The organism is Pseudonocardia kongjuensis (assembly GCF_039526905.1).
Classification (GTDB): domain Bacteria; phylum Actinomycetota; class Actinomycetes; order Mycobacteriales; family Pseudonocardiaceae; genus Pseudonocardia; species Pseudonocardia kongjuensis.
In genome coordinates this window covers 49616-71673 of the sequence record NZ_BAAAJK010000006.1, presented here as the reverse complement: position 1 = coordinate 71673, position 22058 = coordinate 49616, and the positions used below count along the sequence as shown (strand labels likewise).

The following is a 22058-nucleotide window of genomic DNA, read 5'->3' as shown; positions in this document are numbered from 1 at the left end:
CCCGCGAGGGGACACCGGAGGCCCGCACGATGACCAGTCTCGACGAGCGCAAGCGCGCACTGATCGCCCGGCGCCTGGCCGAGGCGGGCCTGCGCCGCGACGAACCCGGCGACGGGGCGCGCCGTGCTGGTCGGACCGAGTTCCCGCTGTCGTTCGCGCAGCGCCGGATGTGGCTGCACCACCAGATCGTGCCCGGCAGCACCGCGTTCAACCTGTGCATCGAGCTGACCTTCGACGGCGAGCTCGACCGGCAGGCGCTGCGGATCGCGTTCGACGCGCTGGTGGCCCGGCACGAGGTGCTGCGCACGACCTACCACGCCGGCGACGACGGCGAGCCGTTCCAACGGGTGCACAGCGCGCTCGGCTTCCCGTGGGAGGTCGTCGATCTCACCGGTGGGGAGCCCGCCGCGGTGCGGGACCGGGTGCGGGCGCTGGCCCGCGACCGGGCGTCGCAGCCCTACGACCTGGCCGCGGACTCCGCGCTGCGGGTGGTCGTCGTCGTGGAGGGCCCGGAGCGCACGACGGTGCTGCTGCAGGTGCACCACATCGCCTGGGACGGGCTCACCTTCGCCGCGATCTCCCGGGACCTCGAGACCTTCTACCGGCAGGCGTCGGCCGGTCCGGTGACCCCGCCGGTCCCGCCCCGCCAGGTCGCCGATCTCGCCGACGCCGAGCAGCGGGCCTGGACGGCCGACGACCGGCCCGCCGACGCCGCGTTCTGGCGGGAGCGGCTGGCCGAGCCGGTGCCTGCGCTGTTCGACCGGCTGCCCGCCGAGGACGTCGCGGCGGGCGTCGAGCAGGGCGCCCGGGTGGACCGCCGGTTCTCCGCGGCGGCCGCCCGGGCGGTCCGGGAGCTGGCCGCCGGGCTGCGGACGACGCCGTACACCGTGCTGCTCGCCTGCTACACCGCCGTGCTGAGCCGGATCGGCGACACCGGCGACGTGGCCGTCGGGACGGCCGTGGTGAACCGGGAGGACGGCGGCAGCACCGAGCTGGTCGGCAACTTCGGCAACCTGGTGGTGCTGCGCTCCGCGGTGCACCGCGACGACACGGTGCGGACCCTCACCGCGCGGGTCGCGGAGGTCGCGGCCGAGGGCTTCGCGCACCAGAACCACCCCTACGACCGGCTCGTCGAGCAGCTGAACCCGTCGGCGTCCGGCCGGGACCGCTCGCTGTTCGAGGCGCAGCTGCTGTTCCTCACCCAGAAGCTGCACGGGCCGCGGCTGCCCGGGACCACGACCAGCTGGCTGCGCACCGACAACGGCACCGCCCAGCACCCGCTGGCGCTGGAGGTGTTCCTCACCGACGACGGCTTCGACGTGGAGGCCACCTACGCCGCGGCGAGCCTGACGGCCCCGGTCGTCGGCACCCTGCTGGCCGAGCTGGAGGCGCTGATCGAGGCCGCCGCGGCCGATCCGGACCGGCGGCTGGCCGAGGTCTTCGCGGCCCGCCCCGCGCAGCGGCCGGCGACGGCCGTCGACGGGGAGCCCCGGTGGAGCCCCGCTCGGGCGCTCGGCCCGGCCGGCCGGGACGGGGAGGTCGCGCTGGTCGGGGCACCGGCGCCCGGCCGGGAGCCGGTGCAGCTGACCGTCGCCGAGCTGGACGGTCTCGCCGACCGGGTCGCCGCCGGCCTGCGCGCCCGCGGCGTCGGGGCGGAGGACCGGGTCGCCGTGCTGCTGCCGCGCACCACCGATCTCGTGGTCGCCGTGCTCGGCGTGCTGCGTTCCGGCGCGGTGCTGGTCCCGGTCGATCCGGGCTACCCGGCGGCGCGGATCCGGTACGTGCTCGACGACGCCGCGCCCGCCCTGGTGATCACCGGTGCGCCGGGCGAGGTCCCCGGCACGGCCGAGGTGACCGACCTGGCCGGGCTGACCGGCGCGGAGCCGGACCGCCCGCTGCCGCCGCCGCACCCCGGCCAGGCCGCCTACCTGATCCACACCTCCGGATCTACCGGCGCCCCGAAGGGCGTGCTCGGCACGCACCGGGGCCTGGCCCGCCGCCTGGACTGGGCGGCCCGCGCCTGGCCGGTCGAGCCCGGCGACGTCCGCCCGGCGAAGAGCTCGATCGCGTTCATCGACGGCCTCACCGAGCTGCTCGCAGCACTGGCCGGCGGGGCCCGCGTGCTGCTCGCCGACGACGCCACCGCGACCGATCCCGGCGCGCTGGCCCGGCTGCTGCGCGACCAGCCGGTCGCCCAGGTCACCGCGGTGCCCTCGCTGGTGTCGGCGCTCGCCGAGACCCCGGGGCCGGTCGCGGTGCGACGCTGGATCTGCTCCGGCGAGCCGCTGTCCGCCGCGGTCGTCGCGGCCGCCAGGGCGTGGGCGCCGGGCTCGGTCGTCGTGAACTCCTACGGCTCGTCCGAGGTCGCCGGGGACGTGCTCGCGGGTGAGATCGCCGGCGCCGAGCCGGTCACCGCGGGGCACGTCGTGCCCGGCAGCTCGGCCGTCCTGCTGGACCGGTTCCTCGCCCCCGTCCCGGACGGGGTGACCGGCGAGCTGTACGTCGGCGGCGAGCAGGTGGCCCGCGGGTACGCCGGGCGCCCCGCCGAGACCGCCGCCCGGTTCGTCGCCGACCCGGCCCGGCCCGGCGCGCGGCTCTACCGCACCGGGGACCTGGCCCGCCGCACCCCGGACGGCCGGTTCGAGCTGCTCGGCAGGGCCGACGACCAGGTCACCGTCCGCGGCGTCCGGGTCGAGCCCGGCGAGGTGGAGGCGGTGCTCGTCGCGCAGCCCGGTGTCCGGTCGGCGGTGGTCGTCGCCCGCGATCTCGCCGACGGCCCGTCGCTGGTCGCCTACCTGGTCACCGGCCCGGACGCGGCCGCACCGCAGGACCTGCGCGCGGCCGTCGCGCAGCTGCTGCCCGGCCAGTTCGTGCCGGCCGCAATGGTCGTCCTCCCGGAGCTGCCGCGCACCCCCGGCGGCAAGATCGACAAGCGGGCGCTGCCCGCACCCGGTCCCGCGCAGGCGCCGTCCCGGCCGCCGCGCGACGACCGCGAGCGCGCCCTGTGCGGGCTGTTCGCCGAGCTGCTCGACCGCCCCACCGTCGGGGTGGACGACGACTTCTTCGCGCTCGGCGGGCACTCGCTGTCCGCGCTGCGCCTGGCCAACCGGATCCAGCAGCGGCTCGGCGCCCCGGTCACCGTGCCCGACGTGTTCGCGCACCCGACCGTCGCCGGGCTCGCGGCGGTGCTGTCCGGCCGGAGCCGGGCGGCGGGCGGACCGGTGCGCCGCCCGGCCGGGGCGGCGCCGGTCATCTCGCCCGCGCAGCGGCAGATGTGGACGCTGTACCGGATGCAGGGCCCCGGCGCGGCCTACAACGTGCCCCGCGGGTGGACGGTCGAGGGCCCGTTCGACGTCGAGGCGTTCCGGTCCGCGCTGGCCGACGTGGTCGGCAGGCACGAGGCGCTGCGCACCACCTACGGCGAGGACACCGACGGCGCGGTGACCGCGCGCGTCCACCCGCCCGGTGCGCTCGAACCGCACGTCGGGTTCACCTCCGGCACCGGCGGCGACGCCACGCCCGGCGCCGGGATCGACGCCCTCGCCCGGCACCGCTTCGATCTGGAGCGGGAGCTGCCGATCCGCGCCGAGGTGCTGCGGACCGGGCCGGACCGGCACCGGATCGGGCTGGTCTGCCACCACATCGCCGTCGACGAGTGGTCGGTGCGGGTGCTGCTCGCCGATCTCGGCACCGCCTACCGGGCCCGCCGCGCCGGTACCGAGCCGGAGCTGCCCGAACCGGAGCTGCGCTGGTCCGACGTCGCGGCCTGGCAGGACGAGCTGGTCGGCCCGCCCGGCGCGCCCACCGCCGAAGCGACCCGCCTGCTGGACTTCTGGGCGGACACCCTCGCCGGGGCGCCGCCGGTGACGACGCTGCCCGCCGACCGGCCGCGCCCGGAGCTCCCGAGCGGCCGCGGCGCCGAGACCCGGATCGAGCTCGGTCCGGAGCTGGCCGGGGCGCTGACCGCGGCCGCCGAACGGCACCGGGTCAGCATGTTCATGCTGCTGCACGCCGCGCTCGCGGTGCTGCTGGACGCGCACGCCGACGCCGACCGCGATCCCGGCGACGGGTCCCCGGACACCGTCGTGATCGGCACCCCGTCCTCCGCGCGCCGGCACGCCGGCGCGGAGGACGTCGTCGGGTTCGCGCTGAGCACCCTCGCGCTGCGGCTGGACCTGCACGGCGACCCGACCCTGGCACAGGTGCTGGAGCGGGCCCGGACCGCCGACCTGGCCGCGCTGGAACACGCCGACATCGCCTTCGACCGCGTCGTCGAGCGGATCGCACCGGAGCGGTCCGCGGCGTCGCCGCTGTTCCAGGTGGAGCTGCTCTACCTGCGCACCGACCCGGACCGCAGCGAGCTGGAGCTCGACGGCGCCCGCACCCTGGTCCGGCCCACCGGCACCGGCTCGGCCAAGTTCGACGCCACCTTCGCGTTCCACGAGTCCGGCACCGACGACGGCGCCGTGCGCCTCGGTGCGATCGTGGAGTACGCCACCGACCTGTTCGACGCCGCGACGATCGACGCGGTCCTGGACCGGCTGGTCCGGGTGCTGGAGCTGGTCGCCTCGTCGCCCGGCGTGCGGCTGTCCCAGCTGCGGCTGGGCGAGCCCGGTCCGGAGCTCCCGGAGCCGGTCACCGGCACCGGCACCCTCCCGGCGCTGTTCGCGGCGACCGCGGCGGCCCGCCCGGACCACCCGGCGCTGGTCGCCGGGACCGACCGGCTCACCTGGGCCGAGCTCGACGACCGCGCCGGGCGGCTCGCCGCGACGCTGGTCGCCGAGGGCGTCCGCCCCGGCGACCGGGTGGCCGTCGGCGTCCCGCGCAGCGCGGACATGGTCGTCGCGGTTCTGGGCGCGCTGCGCGCCGGCGCCACCTACGTACCGCTCGACGTCGACGCCCCGGCACACCGGCTCGCCATGATCGTCGGCGACGCCGCGCCGCGCTGCCTGCTGGCCACCGCCGCCACCCCGGACACGGTGACCGGGCTGGGGGCGCCGGTGGTGGCGGTGGACCGGTCCGCGCCGGTGCCGCCGCTGCGCACCCCGGTGGACGTGCCGCCGGCACAGCCCGCCTACGTCGTCTACACCTCCGGATCGACCGGGCGCCCCAAGGGCGTCGAGGTCCCGCACGCCGCGGTGCTGTCGCTGCTCGCGGCCACCGTCGGCCCTGTCGGCGGGATGGACGTCACCGGTGACGACGTGTTCTCGCTGTTCCACTCGGTCGCGTTCGACGTGTCGGTGTTCGAGCTGTGGGCCGCGGTCGCGACCGGCGCGACGGTGGTCGTCGTCGACGGCGACACCGCCCGCGCCCCGGAGCGGATGTGGGAGCTGATCCGGTCCGAGCGGATCAGCGTGCTCAGCCAGACCCCGTCGGCGTTCGGGCCGCTGGCCGTCGCCGAGCCCGCCGATCCGGCCGCCGCCGCCGGCCTGCGCTACGTCGTGTTCGCCGGGGAGGCGCTGGAGCCGCGGCTGCTGCGCGACTGGTGCGCCCGGCACGCGCCGGGCACGCCGGTGCTGGCCAACCTCTACGGCATCACCGAGACGACCGTGCACACCACCTACCGGGAGATCGGCGCCGCCGATCTCGATCGCCCGTCGAGCCCGGTCGGCGGCCCGCTCGCCGGGCTCGCGGTGCGGCTGCTCGACCGGCGGCTGCGCCCGGTACCGGCCGGCGTCGTCGGCGAGATCCACGTGGCCGGGGCGCAGCTCGCGCAGGGCTATGCCGACCGGCCCGATCTGACCGCGGCCCGGTTCCTCGCGGACCCGTACGGGCCGCCCGGCACCCGGCTCTACCGCTCCGGTGATCTCGCCCGGTTCGACCGGGCCGGCGAGCTGGCGTTCGCCGGTCGCGCCGACGAGCAGGTCAAGATCCGCGGCTACCGGGTGGAGCTGGGCGAGATCGACACCGCGCTGCGTGCGCTGCCCGGGATCGCCCAGGCGGTCACCCGGGTGCACACCGGCGCCGATCCGGCGGACCGCAGGCTCGTCGGGTACGTGGTGCCCGGCGGCGCCGGGCCGGACACCGAACCGGCCGCGCTGCGTGAGGCACTCGGGGCGACGCTGCCCGGCTACATGGTGCCGGCCGCGATCGTCGTGCTGGACCGGCTGCCGCTGACCGTCAACGGCAAGCTCGACCGGCGCGCGCTGCCGGAGCCGGACTTCGGGGGCGGCGCCGCCGTCGCGGGCCGGGCTCCCGACGGTCCGGCCGAGCAGCTGCTGTGCGAGGTGTTCGCGCAGGTCCTGGGCTCGGGAACGGTCGGGCCGGACGACGACTTCTTCGCGCTCGGCGGCGACAGCATCCTCGCGACCCGGGTGGTGCGCGCCGTCCGCGACGCCGGGCTCGACGTGCTGACCGCGCACCTCTTCGCGCACCGGACGCCCGCCGGGATCGCCCGGGTCTCCGGTCCGGTCACCGCCGCACCGGCGGACGGGGCCGCGCACGGCACCGGTGGTCCGCTGCGCGACCTGCTCGGCCTCGGCCCCGCCGACGTCGCCGCGCTCGGCGACCGGGTCGGCGGCACCGCGACCGACGTGTGGCCGCTGTCGCCGCTGCAGGAGGGCCTGTACTTCCAGTCGGTCTACGACACCGGCGCGACCGGCGTCTACATCCTGCAGACCATGTTCACCCTGGACCGGGTGCTCGACCGGGACCGGCTGACCGACGCGCTGACCCGGCTGACCGCGGGCACACCGCTGCTGCGCGTCGGGTTCACCGTCGACGACCGGGGCCGCCCGGTCCAGGTGGTCCGCGACGAGGTGGAGCACCCGGCGATCCGCGAGCACATCGCCGCTTCCGCCGAGGAGGCCCGCACCCTGGTCGAGGCCGAGCGGGCCCGTCCGATCGGGCTGGATGCGCCGCCACTGTTCCGGCTGCTGCTGGTGCACCTGCCCGGCGGCCGCGACCAGCTGGTGCTGACCAACCACTTCCAGCTGTTCGACGGCGCGTCCGCGATGCGGGTGGCCGACCGGCTCCTCACCCTGTACGACGGCGGCGAGCCCCCGGCCGCCCCCGGCTACGACGACTTCCTGCGCTGGACGTCCGAACAGGACGAGAAGGAATCCAGCGCGGCGTGGGCCGCGGCCTACGCGGACCTGGCCGGTCCGACCCTGGTCGCCGGGGACGGGCAGCCCGCCTTCACCGAGCCGTCGCGCCGGATCGGGACCCGCCTCGGCCGCGCGCTGTCGGACCGGGTCCGGGCGGTCGCCGCCGGGCACGGGGTCACCGTCAACACCGTCCTGATCGGTGCGCTCGGGGTGGTGCTCGGGCACGCCACCGGCGGGGACGACGTGGTGATCGGCACCCCGATGGCCCTCGCCCCGGACGAGCTCCCGGGCGTCGAGCACGCCGTCGGGCTGTTCCTCAACACGGTCCCGGTGCGGGTCCGGCTCGCCCCGGCCGACACCGGCGCCGACGTGCTGCGCCGGCTGGGCCGCGAGCGCGCCGGGCTGATCGGGCACGAGTACCTCGGCCTCGGCCGGATCCAGCAGGCCACCGAGCGGCCGCGGTTGTTCGACACGCTGTTCACCCTGCGCAACGCCTGGGACGCGTTCGCCGAGGCCGCCGGGCGGCACGGCATGGCCGACGTCGAGACCCTCGACGACTCGCACTTCCCGCTGTCGTTCGCGGTCAACCCGTTCGACGACATGGAGCTGACCGTCGACCACCGCCCGGAGGCGATCGACACCGGCACCGCCCGGTCCCTGATGGAGCGCTTCGTGCAGGTGCTCGACGCGTTCACCGCCGCACCGGACCGGCCGCTCGCCGCGATCGACCTGGGCACCCCGGCGCCGGCCGACGCCACCGCGGCCCCGGTCCCGGACGCCACGGTCGCGGAGTTGTTGTCGGAGCGGGCGGTGTTGTGTCCGGATCGGACGGCACTCGTCGCGGGGGAGTCCCGCCTGACCTTCGCCGAGCTGGATGCGCAGATCTCGCGTTTGGCGCGGGTGTTGCGTTCGCGGGGTGTAGGGCCGGAGTCGGTGGTCGCGCTGGGGTTGCCGCGGTCGGTGGGCAATGTGGTGGCGTTGTTCGCGGTGTTGCGGGTGGGGGCGGCGTACGTGCCGTTGGAGCTGGATCACCCGGACGGGCGGTTGGCGGAGATCCTGGTGGCGTCGGGTGCGGTGTTGCTGGTGACGGAGTCGTCGGTGGCGTCGCGGTTCGGTGGGGCGGCGGTGGAGCAGGTCGTGCTCGACGAGCCGGGTCTGTTCGACGGGGTCCCGGGCTCTCCGCTGACGGCGGGGGAGCTGGGTGGGTTCGTGCCGGGGACGCCGGGGCGGTTGGACCATCCCGCGTATGTGATCTTCACGTCGGGGTCGACGGGGCGGCCGAAGGGTGTGGTGACTGCGTTCGGTGGGTTGACGAACATGCAGGTCAACCATCGTCGGGAGATCTTCGCGCCGACGGTCGAGGCTGCGGGTGGTCGGGTGTTGCGTGTGGCGCACACGGTGTCGTTCGCGTTCGACATGTCGTGGGAGGAGCTGCTCTGGCTGGTGGAGGGTCATGAGGTGCACGTGTGTGACGAGCAGCTGCGCCGGGACGCCGAACGGCTGGTCGGGTACTGCGCCGAGCACGTGATCGACGTCGTGAACGTGACCCCCACCTACGCTCACCACCTGTTCGCCGCGGGTCTGCTCGACGGCCCGCACGTCCCGCCGCTGGTGTTGCTCGGGGGCGAGGCCGTGCCGGAGTCGGTGTGGTCGCGGCTGCGGGACACCGAGGGCACGTGGGGTTACAACCTGTACGGTCCGACCGAGTACACGATCAACACCCTGGGTGCCGGGACGAACGGGAGCGATACCTCCACCGTCGGCACCGCGATCACGAACACGACGGCGCACGTCCTGGACGGCTGGCTGCGGCCGGTGCCCGACGGTGTGGTCGGTGAGCTGTACATCGCGGGTGACGGTCTCGCCCGCGGCTATCTGGGTCGGCCGGGCCTGACCGCGGAGCGGTTCGTGGCCGACCCGTGGTCGGCGGGTGGTCGGATGTATCGCACGGGTGATCTGGTGCGTCGTCGGGCGGACGGGAATCTGGACTTCCTGGGCCGTGGTGATGACCAGCTGAAGATCCGGGGTTACCGGGTGGAGCCCGCCGAGATCGAGACCGCCCTGGCCGGGGCCGACGGGATCGAGCAGGCCGCCGTCGTCGCCCGCCCGCATCCGGAGGTCCCCGGACAGCGCCGGCTCGCCGCCTACCTGGTCGGCACCGCCACCCCCGAGGCCGCCCGCGACGTCGTCGCCCGGGCACTGCCCGACTACATGGTCCCGACCCTGTGGGCGGTGGTCGACGAGCTGCCGCTGACCGTCAACGGCAAGCTCGACGTCGCCGCCCTGCCCGAGCCGTCGGCGCTGCGCCGCTCCGGCGGGCGCGCCCCGCGCACCCCGCTGGAGGAGACCCTCTGCTCGATCGTCGCGGAGGTCGTCGGTGCCGACGCCGTCGATCCCGACGACGACTTCTTCGATCTCGGCGGCGACAGCATCTCGGCGCTGGCCCTGGCGAACCGGGCCCGCAGAGCCGGGATCAGGATCCGGCCCCGGCACGTCTTCGAGGCCCGCACCGTCAGCCGGCTCGCCCCCTACGGCAGCCGGTCCGCCGCGGCCCGCCCCGCCCTGCAACCGCTGCGGCGCGACGGCGCCGGGCGGGAGATCTCGGCCGGTCAGCGCCAGATGCTGGCCCTGTCGAGGGTCGGCGGCCCGAGCCCGGTCTACAACGTGCCCGGGGTGCTGCGCCTGCGCGGCCCGCTCGACACCGACGCGCTGCGCGCCGCCTGGCTCGACGTCCTCGAGCGGCACGAGGTGCTGCGGACCGTCTACCCGGACGACACCGCGAGGGTGGTCGACACCGCCCCGGCGTCGGTCGTCACGGTCGAACCGGTCGGCCGTGACGAGCTCGACGCACGCATCGACGCCGAGGTGCGGCGCCCGTTCGATCTCGGCACCGAGATCCCGGCCCGGGTCACCCTGTTCGAGCTCGGCGCCGAGGAGCACGTCCTGGTCGCGGTGCTGCACCACATCGCCGTCGACGAGTGGTCCTGGCGGCCACTGATCGACGACCTGCAGCACGCCTACCGGGCCCGGCTGCGGACCGGGCCGGACGCCCCGTCCTCGCTGCCCGCACCGCAGATCCGGTACGCCGACTTCGCGGCCTGGCAGCGCGAGTGCCTCGCCGACGGCTCCGACACCTCCGCGGCGGCCCAGCTGGAGTTCTGGCGGACCACCCTGGACGGCGCCCCGGTACAGACCACACTGCCCACCGACCGTCCGCGGCCCACCGTCCCGAGCGGCGCCGGTGACGCCGTCCCGATCGAGATCGGCCCCGAGCTGACCACCGAGCTGCACCGGCTCGCCCGGTCGCACGACATCACGGTGTTCATGCTGCTGCACGCCGCGCTGGCGGTGCTGCTGTCCCGGCACACGGGTTCCTCCGACGTCGTCGTCGGCACCCCGATCTCGACCCGGTTCGATCCGGCCCTCGACGACGCCGTGGGCTACTTCCTCAACACCCTCGCGCTGCGCGCCGACGTGCGACCGGACCACACCGTCGGCGAGCTCCTGCGTGCGGTCCGCGGCACCGACCTCGACGCCTACGACCGCGCCGACGTGCCGTTCTCCGACGTCGTCGCGGCGCTGGCACCCGAGCGGGCACCCGGCCGCAGCCCGCTGTTCCAGGTCATGCTGGTCTGCCTGGGCGGCGACGCGAACGCGCTGACCCCGCAGCTGGACGGCGTGCGCGCGAGCGCCGACGTCGTCCGCACCGGCACCGCGAAGTTCGACGCCTCGTTCAACTTCCAGGACACCCCGGAGCTGCTCTCCGGGGTCGTCGAGTACTCCACCGACCTGTTCGACGCGGACACCGTGGCCCGGTTCGCCGACCGGATGGTCGCCGTGCTGCGGGCCTTCGCCGACGACCCGGCCCGCCCGGTCGGGTCGATCGACGTGCTCGGCCCGGCCGACCACGCCGACTCGGCGGCCCGGATCGCCGCCGGCATCACCGACGTCCCGGACGTGACGGTGGCGGAGTTGTTGTCGGAGCGGGCGGCGTTGTGTCCGGATCGGGTTGCGTTGGTGTCGGGGGAGTCGCGGCTGACTTTTGCTGAGTTGGATGCGCAGATTTCGCGGTTGGCGCGGGTGTTGCGTGTGCGGGGTGTGGGGCCGGAGTCGGTGGTGGCGTTGGGGTTGCCGCGTTCTGTGGAGAATGTGGTGGCGTTGTTTGCGGTGTTGCGGGCGGGGGCGGCGTATGTGCCGTTGGAGTTGGATCATCCAAATGAGCGGTTGGCGGAGATTCTGGCGGCGTCGGGTGCTGTGTTGTTGGTGACGGAGTCGTCGGTGGTGTCGCGTTTCGGTGGGGCTGCTGGGGCTGCGGTGGAGTGTGTTGTGCTCGACGAGCCGGGTGTGTTCGACGGTGTGTCGGGTGGGCCGTTGTCGGCTGCGGAGTTGGGTGGGTTCGTGCCGGGCGCGGCGGGGCGTTTGGGGCATCCGGCGTATGTGATTTTCACGTCGGGGTCGACGGGGCGGCCGAAGGGTGTGGTGACGCCTTTTGGTGGTTTGACGAATATGCAGGTGAATCATCGGCGGGAGATTTTTGCGCCGACGGTGGCGGCTGCGGGTGGTCGGGTGTTGCGGGTGGCGCACACGGTGTCTTTTGCGTTCGATATGTCGTGGGAGGAGCTCCTGTGGCTGGTCGAGGGGCATGAGGTGCATGTGTGTGATGAGCAGTTGCGGCGGGATGCGGAGCGGCTGGTCGGGTATTGCGCTGAGCATGCGGTGGATGTGGTGAATGTGACGCCGACGTATGCGCATCATTTGTTTGCTGCGGGTTTGTTGGACGGGGCGCATGTGCCGCCGTTGGTGTTGTTGGGTGGGGAGGCGGTGCCGGAGTCGGTGTGGTCGCGGCTGCGGGACGCGGAGGGGACGTGGGGGTACAACCTGTACGGCCCGACGGAGTACACGATCAACACGTTGGGTGCGGGGACGAGTGAGAGTGTGACGTCGACGGTGGGTTCGGCGATCACGAACACGGTGGCGCATGTGTTGGACGGCTGGCTGCGGCCGGTGCCCGACGGTGTGGTGGGTGAGTTGTATGTGTCGGGTGCGGGTCTGGCGCGGGGTTATCTGGGCCGGGCGGCGTTGACGGCGGAGCGGTTCGTGGCTGATCCGTGGTCGGCGGGTGGTCGGATGTATCGCACGGGTGATCTGGTGCGTCGTCGGGCGGACGGGAATCTGGACTTCCTGGGCCGTGGTGATGACCAGCTGAAGATCCGGGGTTACCGGGTGGAGCCCGCCGAGATCGAGACCGCGCTCGACTCGGCGCCCGGCGTCGCCCGGTCCGCCGTCGTCACCCGCACCGCCGGGACGACCAAGCGGCTGGCCGCCTACCTGGTCGGCACCGCGGCGCCGGAGAGCGTGCGGGACACCGTGGCCCGGGTGCTGCCCGACTACATGGTCCCGACCCTGTGGGCGGTGGTCGACGAGCTGCCGCTGACCGTCAACGGCAAGCTGGACACCGCCGCACTGCCGGAACCGGCGCCGCTCGCCGGACGGGTCTCCCGCCCGCCGGGCACCCCGCTGGAGACCCGGCTCTGCGCGATCGTCGCCGAGGTGCTGGGCCTGGACACCGTCGGCGTCGACGACGACTTCTTCGCCATCGGCGGGGACAGCCTCAGCGCCATCGAGATCACCAACAGCGCCCGGCGGGCCGGCATCGAGCTGCGGGTGCGGGACCTGCTGGCCACCGGCACCGTCGCCGCGCTCGCCGCCGGGCTCGACGACGCAGCGACCCCGGCTCCGGTCGCCGGGACCGGTGTCCCGGCGGCCGCGCCCGGGCTCGCCGCACCGACACCGGTCATGTCCTGGCTGGAGTCGCTCGGCGGCCCGGTCGCCGGACGCGGTCAGGCCGTGCTCCTCAGCACGCCGCCCGGGTTCGGCCCGGACGACCTGACCGCACTCGCCGGGTCCCTCACCCGCCGGCACCCGACGCTGCGCTCGGAGCTGGTGACCGCCGCGGACGGGAGCTGGACCGGGCTGCGCACCGCACCGCCCGGCGCGACCGGCCCGGAAGCGCAGGTCCGCCGGATCGACGCGACCGGCGCCAGCGGCGGCGCGCTCACCCGGCTGCTCACCGACGCGACCACGGCCGCGGTCGCGGAGCTCGACGCCGGACCCGCCGGGATGCTCCGGCTCGTCTGGTTCGACCGCGGGACCGAGCCCGGGCGGCTGGCCGTCGTCGCGCACCATCTCGCCGTCGACGGAACGTCCTGGCGGGTCCTGGCCGAGGACATCTCGAGCCACGGCACAGCGGGCCACGGCACAGCGGGCAACGGCACCGGACCGGCACCCGAGTCGACCGGCTTCGCCGAGTTCGCCGACCGGCTGCGCGAGCACGGCGCGAGCCCGCAGGTCCGGGCCGAGGCCGGGTTCTGGCGGGACACGCTCGCCGCGGCGGCACCGCTGCCGGTGCGCCGTCCCCGGGACGCCCGGGACACCCACGGCACGGTCGCGCGCACCACGGTGACCTGCCCGGGCGACGCCGTCACCGGGACCGCCCGGCGGGCCGGCGCAGGCGCCGAGGCGGTGCTGCTGGCCGCGCTCGGCGAGGCGCTCACCGTGACCGGTCCGGCCGGGCCGCTGCTGGTCGATCTCGAACACCACGGCCGCGCCGAGCAGCTCGGCGACGACATCGACCTGGCCCGCACGGTCGGCTGCTTCACCGTGCTCGCACCGGTCGCCGTGCGCGGCACCCCCGGCGCCGCGATCCCCGAGCCGGGCGCCGCGATCGGTCGGGCCCGGGACGCCGTGACCGCGCTCCCCGGGCACGGTCTGGGCTGGGGCCTGCTGCGCCACCCGGCCGACGGCCCGTCGCAGCTCACCGGCCCCGGGGCCGAGGTCTCGCTGAACTGGCTCGGCCGCGCGCCCCGGCCCGCGGCGGACGGTGACGGCGGCTGGGAGCTCGCCCCGGAGCAGGACGCGGTGCGGATCGGCCCGGCGCCGGACGTGCGCGCCGGGCACAGCCTGGTCGTCGACGCGACCCTGCGGGACACCCCGGACGGGCCGGTCCTGGAGACCACCTTCAGCCACCCCGGCGGCGTGCTGGACGGCGGCACCGTCGCCCGGATCGCCGACCGCTGGGTCGAGGTCCTCACCGGCTGGGCGGGGGAGCACTGATGGCGTCGCTGCTCGTCGACGTCAGCCCGCTGCGCGACGACCGCACCTTCCGCAACCTGTTCGTCGCCCGCACGATCCTGCTGTTCGGGGTCGGCATCGTGGCCGTCACCGTGCCGCTGGAGGTGTACGCGCGCACCGGATCCACCCCGGTCGTCGGCCTGGTGACGGCCATCGAGTCGATCGCCTTCGTCGCCGGCTACCTGGGCGGCGGGGTGCTCGCCGACCGGATCGACCGCTGGCTGCTGGTCCGGGTCACCTGGATCATCAGCGGCAGCACGTTCGCCGGGCTCGCGGTCAACGCCGCCTGGATCGGGTCCACCCCGCTGACCGCCGCGCTGGTCGCCGCGAACGGGTTGTCCGGGGCCACCTGCATCACCGCGATGCTGGCGGTCACACCGTCCATCGTGGACCGGTCGAAGCTGCACGCGGTCGGCGCGCTGAACACGGTCTCGCTGCGGCTGGGCGCGGTGATCGCGCCGGCGGTCGGCGGCATCGTGTTCGCGCTCGCCTCGGCCGCCTGGAACTACGCGGCAGGCGCGCTCGCCGCGCTGCTCACCTGGGTGCTGCTGATGGTGGCGCCGCCACCCGGGCAGGGTCGCGCGGCTCCGGCCGAGCCGGCACACCCGGGCGCGGCACCCGCCCCGGAGCCGGCCGGCACCGGGGACACCGGGCCGGCCGGTGACGGAGCGGGCGACACCGGGCCGGCGCCGGCGGAGAGCCCGCTGCGGGCGCTGCGCACCGGCGCCCGGTTCGCGGTCCGCGAGCCGGTGGTGCTCGGCGTGATGGTCGCCGGCCTGGTCGGGATGTTCGGCGGCGGCTCGTTCGTCCTGGTCCCGGCGTTCGTCGAGGCGCGGTTCGGCGGGTCGTCGACGGTCGTCGGCCTGATGTACTCGGCACTCGCCGCCGGTGTCGTGCTCGGCTCGCTCGGCAGCGGCTGGGTCCGCCGCAGTCCGCGGCCCGGCCGGCTGCTGCTGGTCCTGATGGTCGCCTGCTACGCCTGCTACGCGCTGGCCGGAGCGGCACCCACGGTCGCGCTGGTGCTCGCGGCGCTGGTCGCCGCCGGTGCGACCAACGCGATCGAGGAGGTGCTGCGCTACACGCTGCTGCAGCTCCGCACCCCGGACGCGCTGCTGGGCCGGGTGAACAGCCTGTTCGCCGCCCAGGCCATGACCGGTGCCGCGATCGGCGCGGTCGTCGCCGGCTTCGTCGGCGCGCTGGTCGGCGACGGCGACGCGCTCTGGTTCTACAACACCGTGACGGGGCTGCTCGCGGCGGTGACCGGGCTGCTGCTCGGGCCGCTGCGCCGGGTCACCCGCGCATCCATCGAGGAGGAACGATGATCTTCGTCGGCGACGGCGCGCTGCTGTGGCGCGCGGTCCGGCACGCCCAGGACGGCGGGCACCCGGTGGACCTGGTCTGCCACGGCCCGCGGACCACCCCGCCCGCCGGGTTCGATCCGGACCGGGCCCGCCGGATCCGCAGCGGCCGCGAGCTCGACGAGCTCGCCGGTGAGCTCGCGCAGCGCTGCACCGACGGGCTGCTGTGGTCGATCGACAACCCGTTCCTGCTCCGGGAGAAGATGCTGGCCTCGGGCCTGCGGCTGCTCAACGTGCACGGCGGCCCGCTGCCGTCCTACCGCGGGCTCCCGCCGGTCACCGCCGCCTACGCGGTGCTGCACGGCGAGACCTCGTTCGCCGCGACCCTGCACGAGATCGACGACGGCATCGACACCGGGCCCGTGCTGGCGCAGGTGGAGTTCCCGGTCGAGCCGGACGCCGTCCTGGAGGACGTGCTCACCGATCTCGTCGAGGCCGCGCACCGCGCCTTCACCGAGAACCTCGGCCCGGTCGTCGACGGGACCGCCGGACCGGCCCGCCGGCCCGGCGGCGAACCCGGCTACTACGGCCTGGAGCAGGGCATCGCACTGGCCGGGATGCGCGCGCACCCGCGCTACGAACAGGCCACCGACCTGGGCATGTTCTCCGACTACTACCCCGACGCGGCGACCGCCTGGGGCAGCTGAGGCGGACCGGCGACACCCCTCACCATCCGTCCACCGCATGCCCGGGGCGCGACCGCCCGCCGAAGGAGATCCCCGATGTCCACAGCCACCGACCCGGCCCCCGCCGTCGTCGCGGAACGCGCGAGCGACCGCATCGCCGCCGCCACCGCGATCGCCCGCCAGGTGCCACCCGACGATCCCTACGTGCTCTACGAACGCGGCGACGACGTGTTCCTCGCCGCCGGGACCGCCGCCGAGCTGGTCCTCACCGCGGACGGCCTCACCGTCACCTCCGACGCCGGCACCCGGCACGAGCCGCTCGGGGACCGTCCGCTCGACCAGGTCGCGGCCGCACTGGCCGCGCTCGGCGACGCCCGGTGGCAGGCGTTCGGCTGGGCGTCGTTCGAGCTCTCGCACCTGCTGCACGGGGTGCCGCTGCCGGAGGGCACCGGCACCCTGCTGCACCTGCTGCTGCCCCGGCACCGGGCACATCTGCACCCCGGCGGCACCGAGATCGACACGGCCGACCCGGGTGTCGCCGGTGCCTGGCGGGCCGCGCTGCTCGGCGCCCCCGCCGGCCGGCCGGATCCCACGCCCGGACGGACGGCGACCGTCGACGAGTCCGCCGGCGCCGACGCCTACACCCGGTCCGTCGCCGAGGCCGTCGCCGAGATCGGCCGGGACCGCTTCCGCAAGGTCATCCTGTCCCGCACGGTGCCCGTCACCGATGCCATCGACCTGCCCTCGACCTACCGGTTCGGCCGGGCGCACAACACGCCCGCCCGCTCGTTCCTGCTGCGTCTGGGCGGTCTCGAGGCGGCCGGGTTCAGCCCGGAGACGGTGGTCGAGGTCGCCGCGGACGGCACCTTCTCGACCCAGCCGCTGGCCGGTACCCGGGCCCGGTCCGGGGAGCCGGGACACGACGCCGCGCTGTCCGACGAGCTGCTCAGCGACCCCAAGGAGATCTACGAGCACGCCGTCTCGGTGCAGATCGCCCAGGACGAGGTGACCGCGGTGAGCGACCCGGCCGACGTCGTCGTCGAGGAGTTCATGCGGGTCGTCGAGCGGGGCAGCGTGCAGCACCTCGCGTCCCGGGTGCGCGGCCGGCTGCGGCCCGGCGCCACCGGCTGGGACGCGCTGGCCCGGCTGTTCCCCGCGGTCACCGCGTCCGGCCTGCCGAAGGCACCGGCCTGCGCGGCGATCAGCAGGCACGAGGGGCCGCGCGGGCTCTACAGCGGGGCGGTGCTCACCGTCGACCACACCGGCGCGCTCGACGCGGCCCTGGTGCTGCGGGCCGTCTACCGGGGCGGCGGCCGCACCTGGCTGCGGGCCGGCGCCGGGATCGTCGGGGCGTCCACACCGGAACGCGAGCTGGAGGAGACCCGGGAGAAGCTGCGCAGCGTCAGCCGCTTCCTGGTGGGGGAGGAGTCGCCGTGACCGACCTGATCGACGGTGCGATCGGCTGGCCCGCCGAGGCGGAGCAGCGCTACCGGCGTGCGGGCCACTGGGGCGACGACACCCTGGGCGACCTGCTCGCCCGGTGGGCCGCCCGGTACGGCGACGCCGTCGCCGTCGTCGCCGGACCGACCCGGCTCACCTACGCCGGTCTCGATCGCGCCGCCGGCGACCGGGCCCGGTCGCTGCGGGCACTCGGGATCGGCGTGGGCGACCGCGTCGTGGTGCACCTGCCCAACGTCGCCGAATTCGCGGTCACCCTGTTCGGGCTGCTGCGGGCCGGCGCCGTACCGGTGCTGACCCTGCCCGCGCACCGGCAGGCCGAGATCGAGCACCTCGCCGCGTTGTCCGGCGCCGTCGGCTACGTCGGCCCGGACGTCGTCGACGGGTTCGACCACCGGGAGCTCGCGCTCGCCGTGGCGGGCGCCGTCCCGTCGCTGCGGCATCTGCTCGTCGACGGCGAACCGGTCCCGGGCACCACCGCGCTCGCCGGGCTGCCCGCCGGGACCGCCGAGCCGCTGCCGGAGCCCGATCCCGGGCAGGTCGCGGTGCTGCTCGTGTCCGGCGGCACCACCGGCAAGCCGAAGCTGATCCCGCGCACCCACCGCGACTACGCCTACAACGCGCGGGCCTCCGCCGAGGTCTGCGGGCTGACCGCCGACGACGTCTACCTCGCCTGCCTGCCGCTCGCGCACAACTTCCCGCTGGCCTGCCCGGGCCTGCTGGGCACCCTCGGGGTGGGCGGCACCGTGGTGCTCGCCCCCGCACCCAGCCCGGACGTCACGCTCGACCTGGTCGACGCCGAAGGGGTCACCGTCACCGCGATGGTCCCGCCGCTGCTGCGGCTGTGGACCGATCTCGCCGGCGGCGGCCGCGGCCGGTGGGGCCTGTCCACGCTGCGGCTGGTCCAGGTCGGTGGCGCGAAGTGCGACGAGACGCTCGCCCGCCGGGTCCGTCCCGAGCTGGACGCCACCGTGCAGCAGGTCTTCGGGATGGCCGAGGGGCTGCTCAACTTCACCCGGCTCGACGATCCCGACGACGTCGTCGCGGTCAGCCAGGGCCGGCCGCTCAGCCCGGCCGACGAGATCCGGGTGGTCGACGACCGGACCGGCGACGACGTGCCGGACGGCGCCGTCGGCGAGCTGTGGACCCGCGGCCCCTACACGCTGCGCGGCTACTACCGGGCCCGCGAGCACGACGCGACGTCGTTCACCCCGGACGGCTACTACCGCACCGGCGACCTGGTGCGGCTGCTCCCGACCGGGCACCTGGTCGTCGAGGGCCGGATTAAGGACGTCATCAACCGCGGCGGCGAGAACGTGGCCGCCACCGAGCTGGAGGAGCACCTCCTGGCGCATCCGGACATCGCGGGCGCCGCCGTGCTCGCGATCCCGGACGACGACCTCGGCGAGGCGGTATGCGCCGCGATCGTCCCGGCCCGCGGCGCGGTCGCACCGAAGCGGCGCGCGATCCGGGAGTTCCTGACCGCCCGCGGACTCGCCCGGTTCATGTCACCGGACAAGGTCGTGGTCCGCGACGAGCTGCCGCTCACCGCCGTCGGGAAGATCGACAAACGGGCGCTGGGGGAGCAGCTCGCCGGGGCGCCGGTCACCAGGTGCGCGCGCCTAGCGTGTCCAGCAGCCAGCCGACCGACACCACGCTCGGGGCCTGCAGCGCGATCGCCTGGTCCAGGGTGATCGGCAGGTAGGTCACCCCGGACAGGGCCTGCGCGACGACCGGGCTGGCCTCGAACCGGGCCCGGTCGGCCGCCGTCGGGAAGCTCATGATCACCAGATCGGCCTCGGCCAGCCGGCCCGCCTCCTCGTAGGACAGCCCGACCGTGCCGGGGGCGATCTCGGCACCCGACGGCGGCCGTTCGGTGAACGACGCGGGCGGCTCCAGGCCGAGCGCGCCCAGCAGCGTCGTCGCCTGGTTGGGCTCGCCGACGATCACCGGCAGCACGTCGCCCCGGGCCTGCCCGACGAGGACCGTGCGGCCGGGCAGCCCGGGCGCCTCGGCGCGCACCGCCGCGACGGCCTCGTCGGCCCGGGCGATCAGCTCCTCGACCCGCTCCGTCTCGCCGAGTGCGACGCCGATCTGCCGGGCGTCGTCCTGCATCGGGGAACCGAACAGCGACGTCCGGTACATGACGGTCGGCGCGATCGCGCTCAGCTGCTCGTACGCGGCGCGGTCGGTGACCAGGTACGACGAGACGGCCAGGATCACGTCCGGCCGGAACGCCGCGATCCGCTCCAGCGGCAACGGCTCCAGCTCGCTGATCGTCAGCACGCCGTCCGGGAACGGCTCCAGGTACGGGGCCTGCGGGCGGGACTCGCCGGCATTCTCCAGGCCACCCACGACGTCCGCCCCGACGGCCCGGGCGACGGCGACGTCGTTGGTGCCCAGCGCGACCACCCGCTGCGGTCGCGCCGGGAGCGTCGTCGCGCCGTAGGCGTGTTCCACGGTCACCGGGAACGCCGCGTCGCCGGACGGCTCCGCCGGAGCCGGCGCGCCGGCGCACCCGGCGAGCAGAAGGAGCACGACGGCCACCAGGACGGCGGGGAGCGGGAGGCGGCGGAGCGGATCGGTGCGGGTCGACACGCCCAGTGGTCGTCGGGGCGGATGCCGGGGTTCCCGCCGGTGACGCGACCGCCGTCACGGTCGGCCGCTCCCCGGCGCAGCGGTCCACCCCCGGACGGCACGCCGGCGCCCACCCCCGGTGCGCACCGGCGCCGGCGTCAGACCTGGCCGATCGGCTCGCGCTTCTCGGACTGGAACGCGTCCTCGCCGCGGCCGTGCGCCCAGTACGCCGACAGCGACAGCCGGGACCGGTCGATCCCGCACTCGTCGGTCAGGTACGGCCGCAGCGCCTTCATCGCCCCGCGCTCGCCGTGCGCGAAGACCTGCACGTCCCCGGCCGGCCGGTCCAGCGCGCGGACCGCGTCGACGAGCACCGTGCTCGTGCCGGCCCCGGCGCCGCCGCGGTGCAGCCACCGCACCTCGATCCCGTCCGGCGCGACCAGGTCGAGCTCGTCGGCCGCGGTGCCGACCTCGATCAGCGCCGTCCCGCGCGCGTCGGCGGGCATCGCCTCCAGCGCCGACGCGATCGCCGGCAGCGCCGCCTCGTCCCCGGCCAGCAGGTGCCGGTCGGCGCCCGGGTCGGGGGCGTAGCCGCTGCCGATCCCGCCGAGGACCACCGGATCGCCCGGCTGCGCGGATGCCGCCCACGGCCCGGCGATCCCGGCGTCGCCGTGCACGACGAAGTCGATCCAGATCCGCTCGGCCGCGAGGTCGAAGCGCCGGATCGTGTAGGTCCGGGTCGAGGGGAGCTGCTCGACCGGCAGCCGCTCGCGCAGCGCGGCCAGGTCGTAGGGCGGGACGAGATCCGAGCCGGCCGGCCGGAACAGCATCTTGGTGTAGGTGTCGGTGTGTCCCTTCGCGGCACTCTCGGCGGCGTCGGCCAGGGCCGGCCCGCCTGCCACGATGCGCACCAGGTGCGGCGAGAGCTGCACGCGCTCGAGCACCTCCAGCACGATCTGGGGCCTGCGGGTCCGGCGTCCGGGAGCGGTCATCGGGTTCCTCCGGTGGTCGGGGTGCGGGGATCGAGCGGCACCACGGTGGGGGTGCCGGTGACCGGATCGGGGACGACGAGGCAGCGGAGCCCGAAGACCTCCTCGATCAGCTCGGCGGTGATCACCGCCTGCGGCGGGCCGGTGGTCACGACCCGGCCGCCCCGCATGACGATCAGGTGGTCGGCGTAGCGGGCGGCCTGGTTGAGATCGTGCAGCACCGCCACGATCGTCCGGCCGTCGGCGTGCAGGGTGCGGAACAACTCCATCAGCTCGTACTGGTGGGCGATGTCGAGGAACGTGGTCGGCTCGTCCAGCAGCATGATCGGGGTGTCCTGGGCCAGCAGCATCGCCACCCGGACCCGCTGCCGCTGACCGCCGGACAGCTCGCCGATCAGTCGGCCGGACAGCTCGGTGAGCCGGGTCGCGGCGAGCGCGTCACGCACCGCGGCCTCGTCGGAGGGACGCCACTGGTGGAACAGGTTCTGGTAGGGCGCGCGGCCGCGGGCGACCAGGTCGGCGACCCGGATGCCGTCCGGGGCCGGCGAGCTCTGCGGCAGCAGGCCGAGCAGGCGGGCGGCCTCCTTGGCCGGGTACCCGGCGATCGCCCGGCCGTCGAGGAGCACCTCGCCCGAGATCGGCGGCAGGATCCGGGACAGCGCCCGCAGCACGGTGGACTTGCCGCAGCCGTTGGGGCCGATGATCGCGGTGAACGACCGGTCGGGTACCTCGACGGAGAGATGTTCGGCGACGACGCGGCGCCGGTAGCCGATCGTGGCGTCCCGGGTGACGATCCGTGCCGCGCCGGGCCCGGCAGGCGCGCCGGCCCCGGCGGTGTCGGTGTTCCCGGAGGTCGTGCTGGTCATCGGGGGT

Annotated in this window: 8 protein-coding genes; 5 read left to right on the top strand and 3 right to left on the bottom strand. The window is 75.4% G+C overall.

Features of this window, described 5'->3' with window-relative positions; translation table 11 throughout:
• Positions 1–29: 29 nt before the first annotated feature.
• The 5 genes from ABD160_RS07885 (at position 30) to ABD160_RS07865 (ending at position 19313) form a co-directional block, all read left to right on the top strand.
• The gene (locus ABD160_RS07885) at positions 30–14159 is read left to right on the top strand and encodes an amino acid adenylation domain-containing protein (protein ID WP_344019945.1); all 14130 of its coding nucleotides are present in this window, start codon (positions 30–32) and stop codon (positions 14157–14159) included.
• Complete coding sequence (locus ABD160_RS07880; protein WP_344019943.1) at positions 14159–15499, top strand: MFS transporter; 1341 nt, start codon at positions 14159–14161, stop codon at positions 15497–15499. The genes ABD160_RS07885 and ABD160_RS07880 overlap by 1 nt, the downstream gene beginning before the upstream one ends.
• A complete protein-coding gene (locus ABD160_RS07875; RefSeq protein ID WP_344019941.1) occupies positions 15496–16182 on the top strand; it encodes a formyltransferase family protein in 687 nt (228 codons plus the stop codon). Before ABD160_RS07880 ends, ABD160_RS07875 begins: the two co-directional genes overlap by 4 nt.
• A gap of 75 nt (positions 16183–16257) precedes the next feature.
• Positions 16258–17598, top strand: a complete 1341-nt coding sequence (locus tag ABD160_RS07870; protein WP_344019939.1) for a salicylate synthase — start codon at positions 16258–16260, stop codon at positions 17596–17598.
• Positions 17595–19313 (top strand): (2,3-dihydroxybenzoyl)adenylate synthase, encoded by a 1719-nt coding sequence (locus ABD160_RS07865; protein ID WP_344019937.1) that lies wholly within the window; start codon positions 17595–17597, stop codon positions 19311–19313. Before ABD160_RS07870 ends, ABD160_RS07865 begins: the two co-directional genes overlap by 4 nt.
• Here the strand turns inward: ABD160_RS07865 and ABD160_RS07860 are convergent.
• The 3 genes from ABD160_RS07860 to ABD160_RS07850 all read right to left on the bottom strand — a co-directional run bounded on the left by ABD160_RS07860 (position 19225) and on the right by ABD160_RS07850 (position 22051).
• On the bottom strand, positions 19225–20217 hold the full coding sequence (locus tag ABD160_RS07860; RefSeq protein ID WP_344019935.1) for an ABC transporter substrate-binding protein: 993 nt from the start codon (positions 20215–20217) through the stop codon (positions 19225–19227). The genes ABD160_RS07865 and ABD160_RS07860 overlap by 89 nt on opposite strands.
• Positions 20218–20354: 137 nt before the next feature.
• Complete coding sequence (locus ABD160_RS07855; RefSeq protein ID WP_344019933.1) at positions 20355–21188, bottom strand: siderophore-interacting protein; 834 nt, start codon at positions 21186–21188, stop codon at positions 20355–20357.
• Positions 21185–22051 carry an ABC transporter ATP-binding protein gene (locus ABD160_RS07850; RefSeq protein ID WP_344019931.1) on the bottom strand — a complete coding sequence of 289 codons (867 nt, stop codon included), beginning with the start codon at positions 22049–22051 and terminating at the stop codon, positions 21185–21187. Before ABD160_RS07850 ends, ABD160_RS07855 begins: the two co-directional genes overlap by 4 nt.
• Between the last annotated feature and the right edge of the window lie 7 nt (positions 22052–22058).

Bases quoted from the DNA above. Each gene is read 5' to 3' on its own strand.
- ABD160_RS07885 (WP_344019945.1), top strand. From the start codon at position 30: ATGACCAGTCTCGACGAGCGCAAGCGCGCACTGATCGCCCGGCGCCTG.
- ABD160_RS07880 (WP_344019943.1), top strand. From the start codon at position 14,159: ATGGCGTCGCTGCTCGTCGACGTCAGCCCGCTGCGCGACGACCGCACC.
- ABD160_RS07875 (WP_344019941.1), top strand. From the start codon at position 15,496: ATGATCTTCGTCGGCGACGGCGCGCTGCTGTGGCGCGCGGTCCGGCAC.
- ABD160_RS07870 (WP_344019939.1), top strand. From the start codon at position 16,258: ATGTCCACAGCCACCGACCCGGCCCCCGCCGTCGTCGCGGAACGCGCG.
- ABD160_RS07855 (WP_344019933.1), bottom strand. From the start codon at position 21,188: ATGACCGCTCCCGGACGCCGGACCCGCAGGCCCCAGATCGTGCTGGAG.
- ABD160_RS07850 (WP_344019931.1), bottom strand. From the start codon at position 22,051: ATGACCAGCACGACCTCCGGGAACACCGACACCGCCGGGGCCGGCGCG.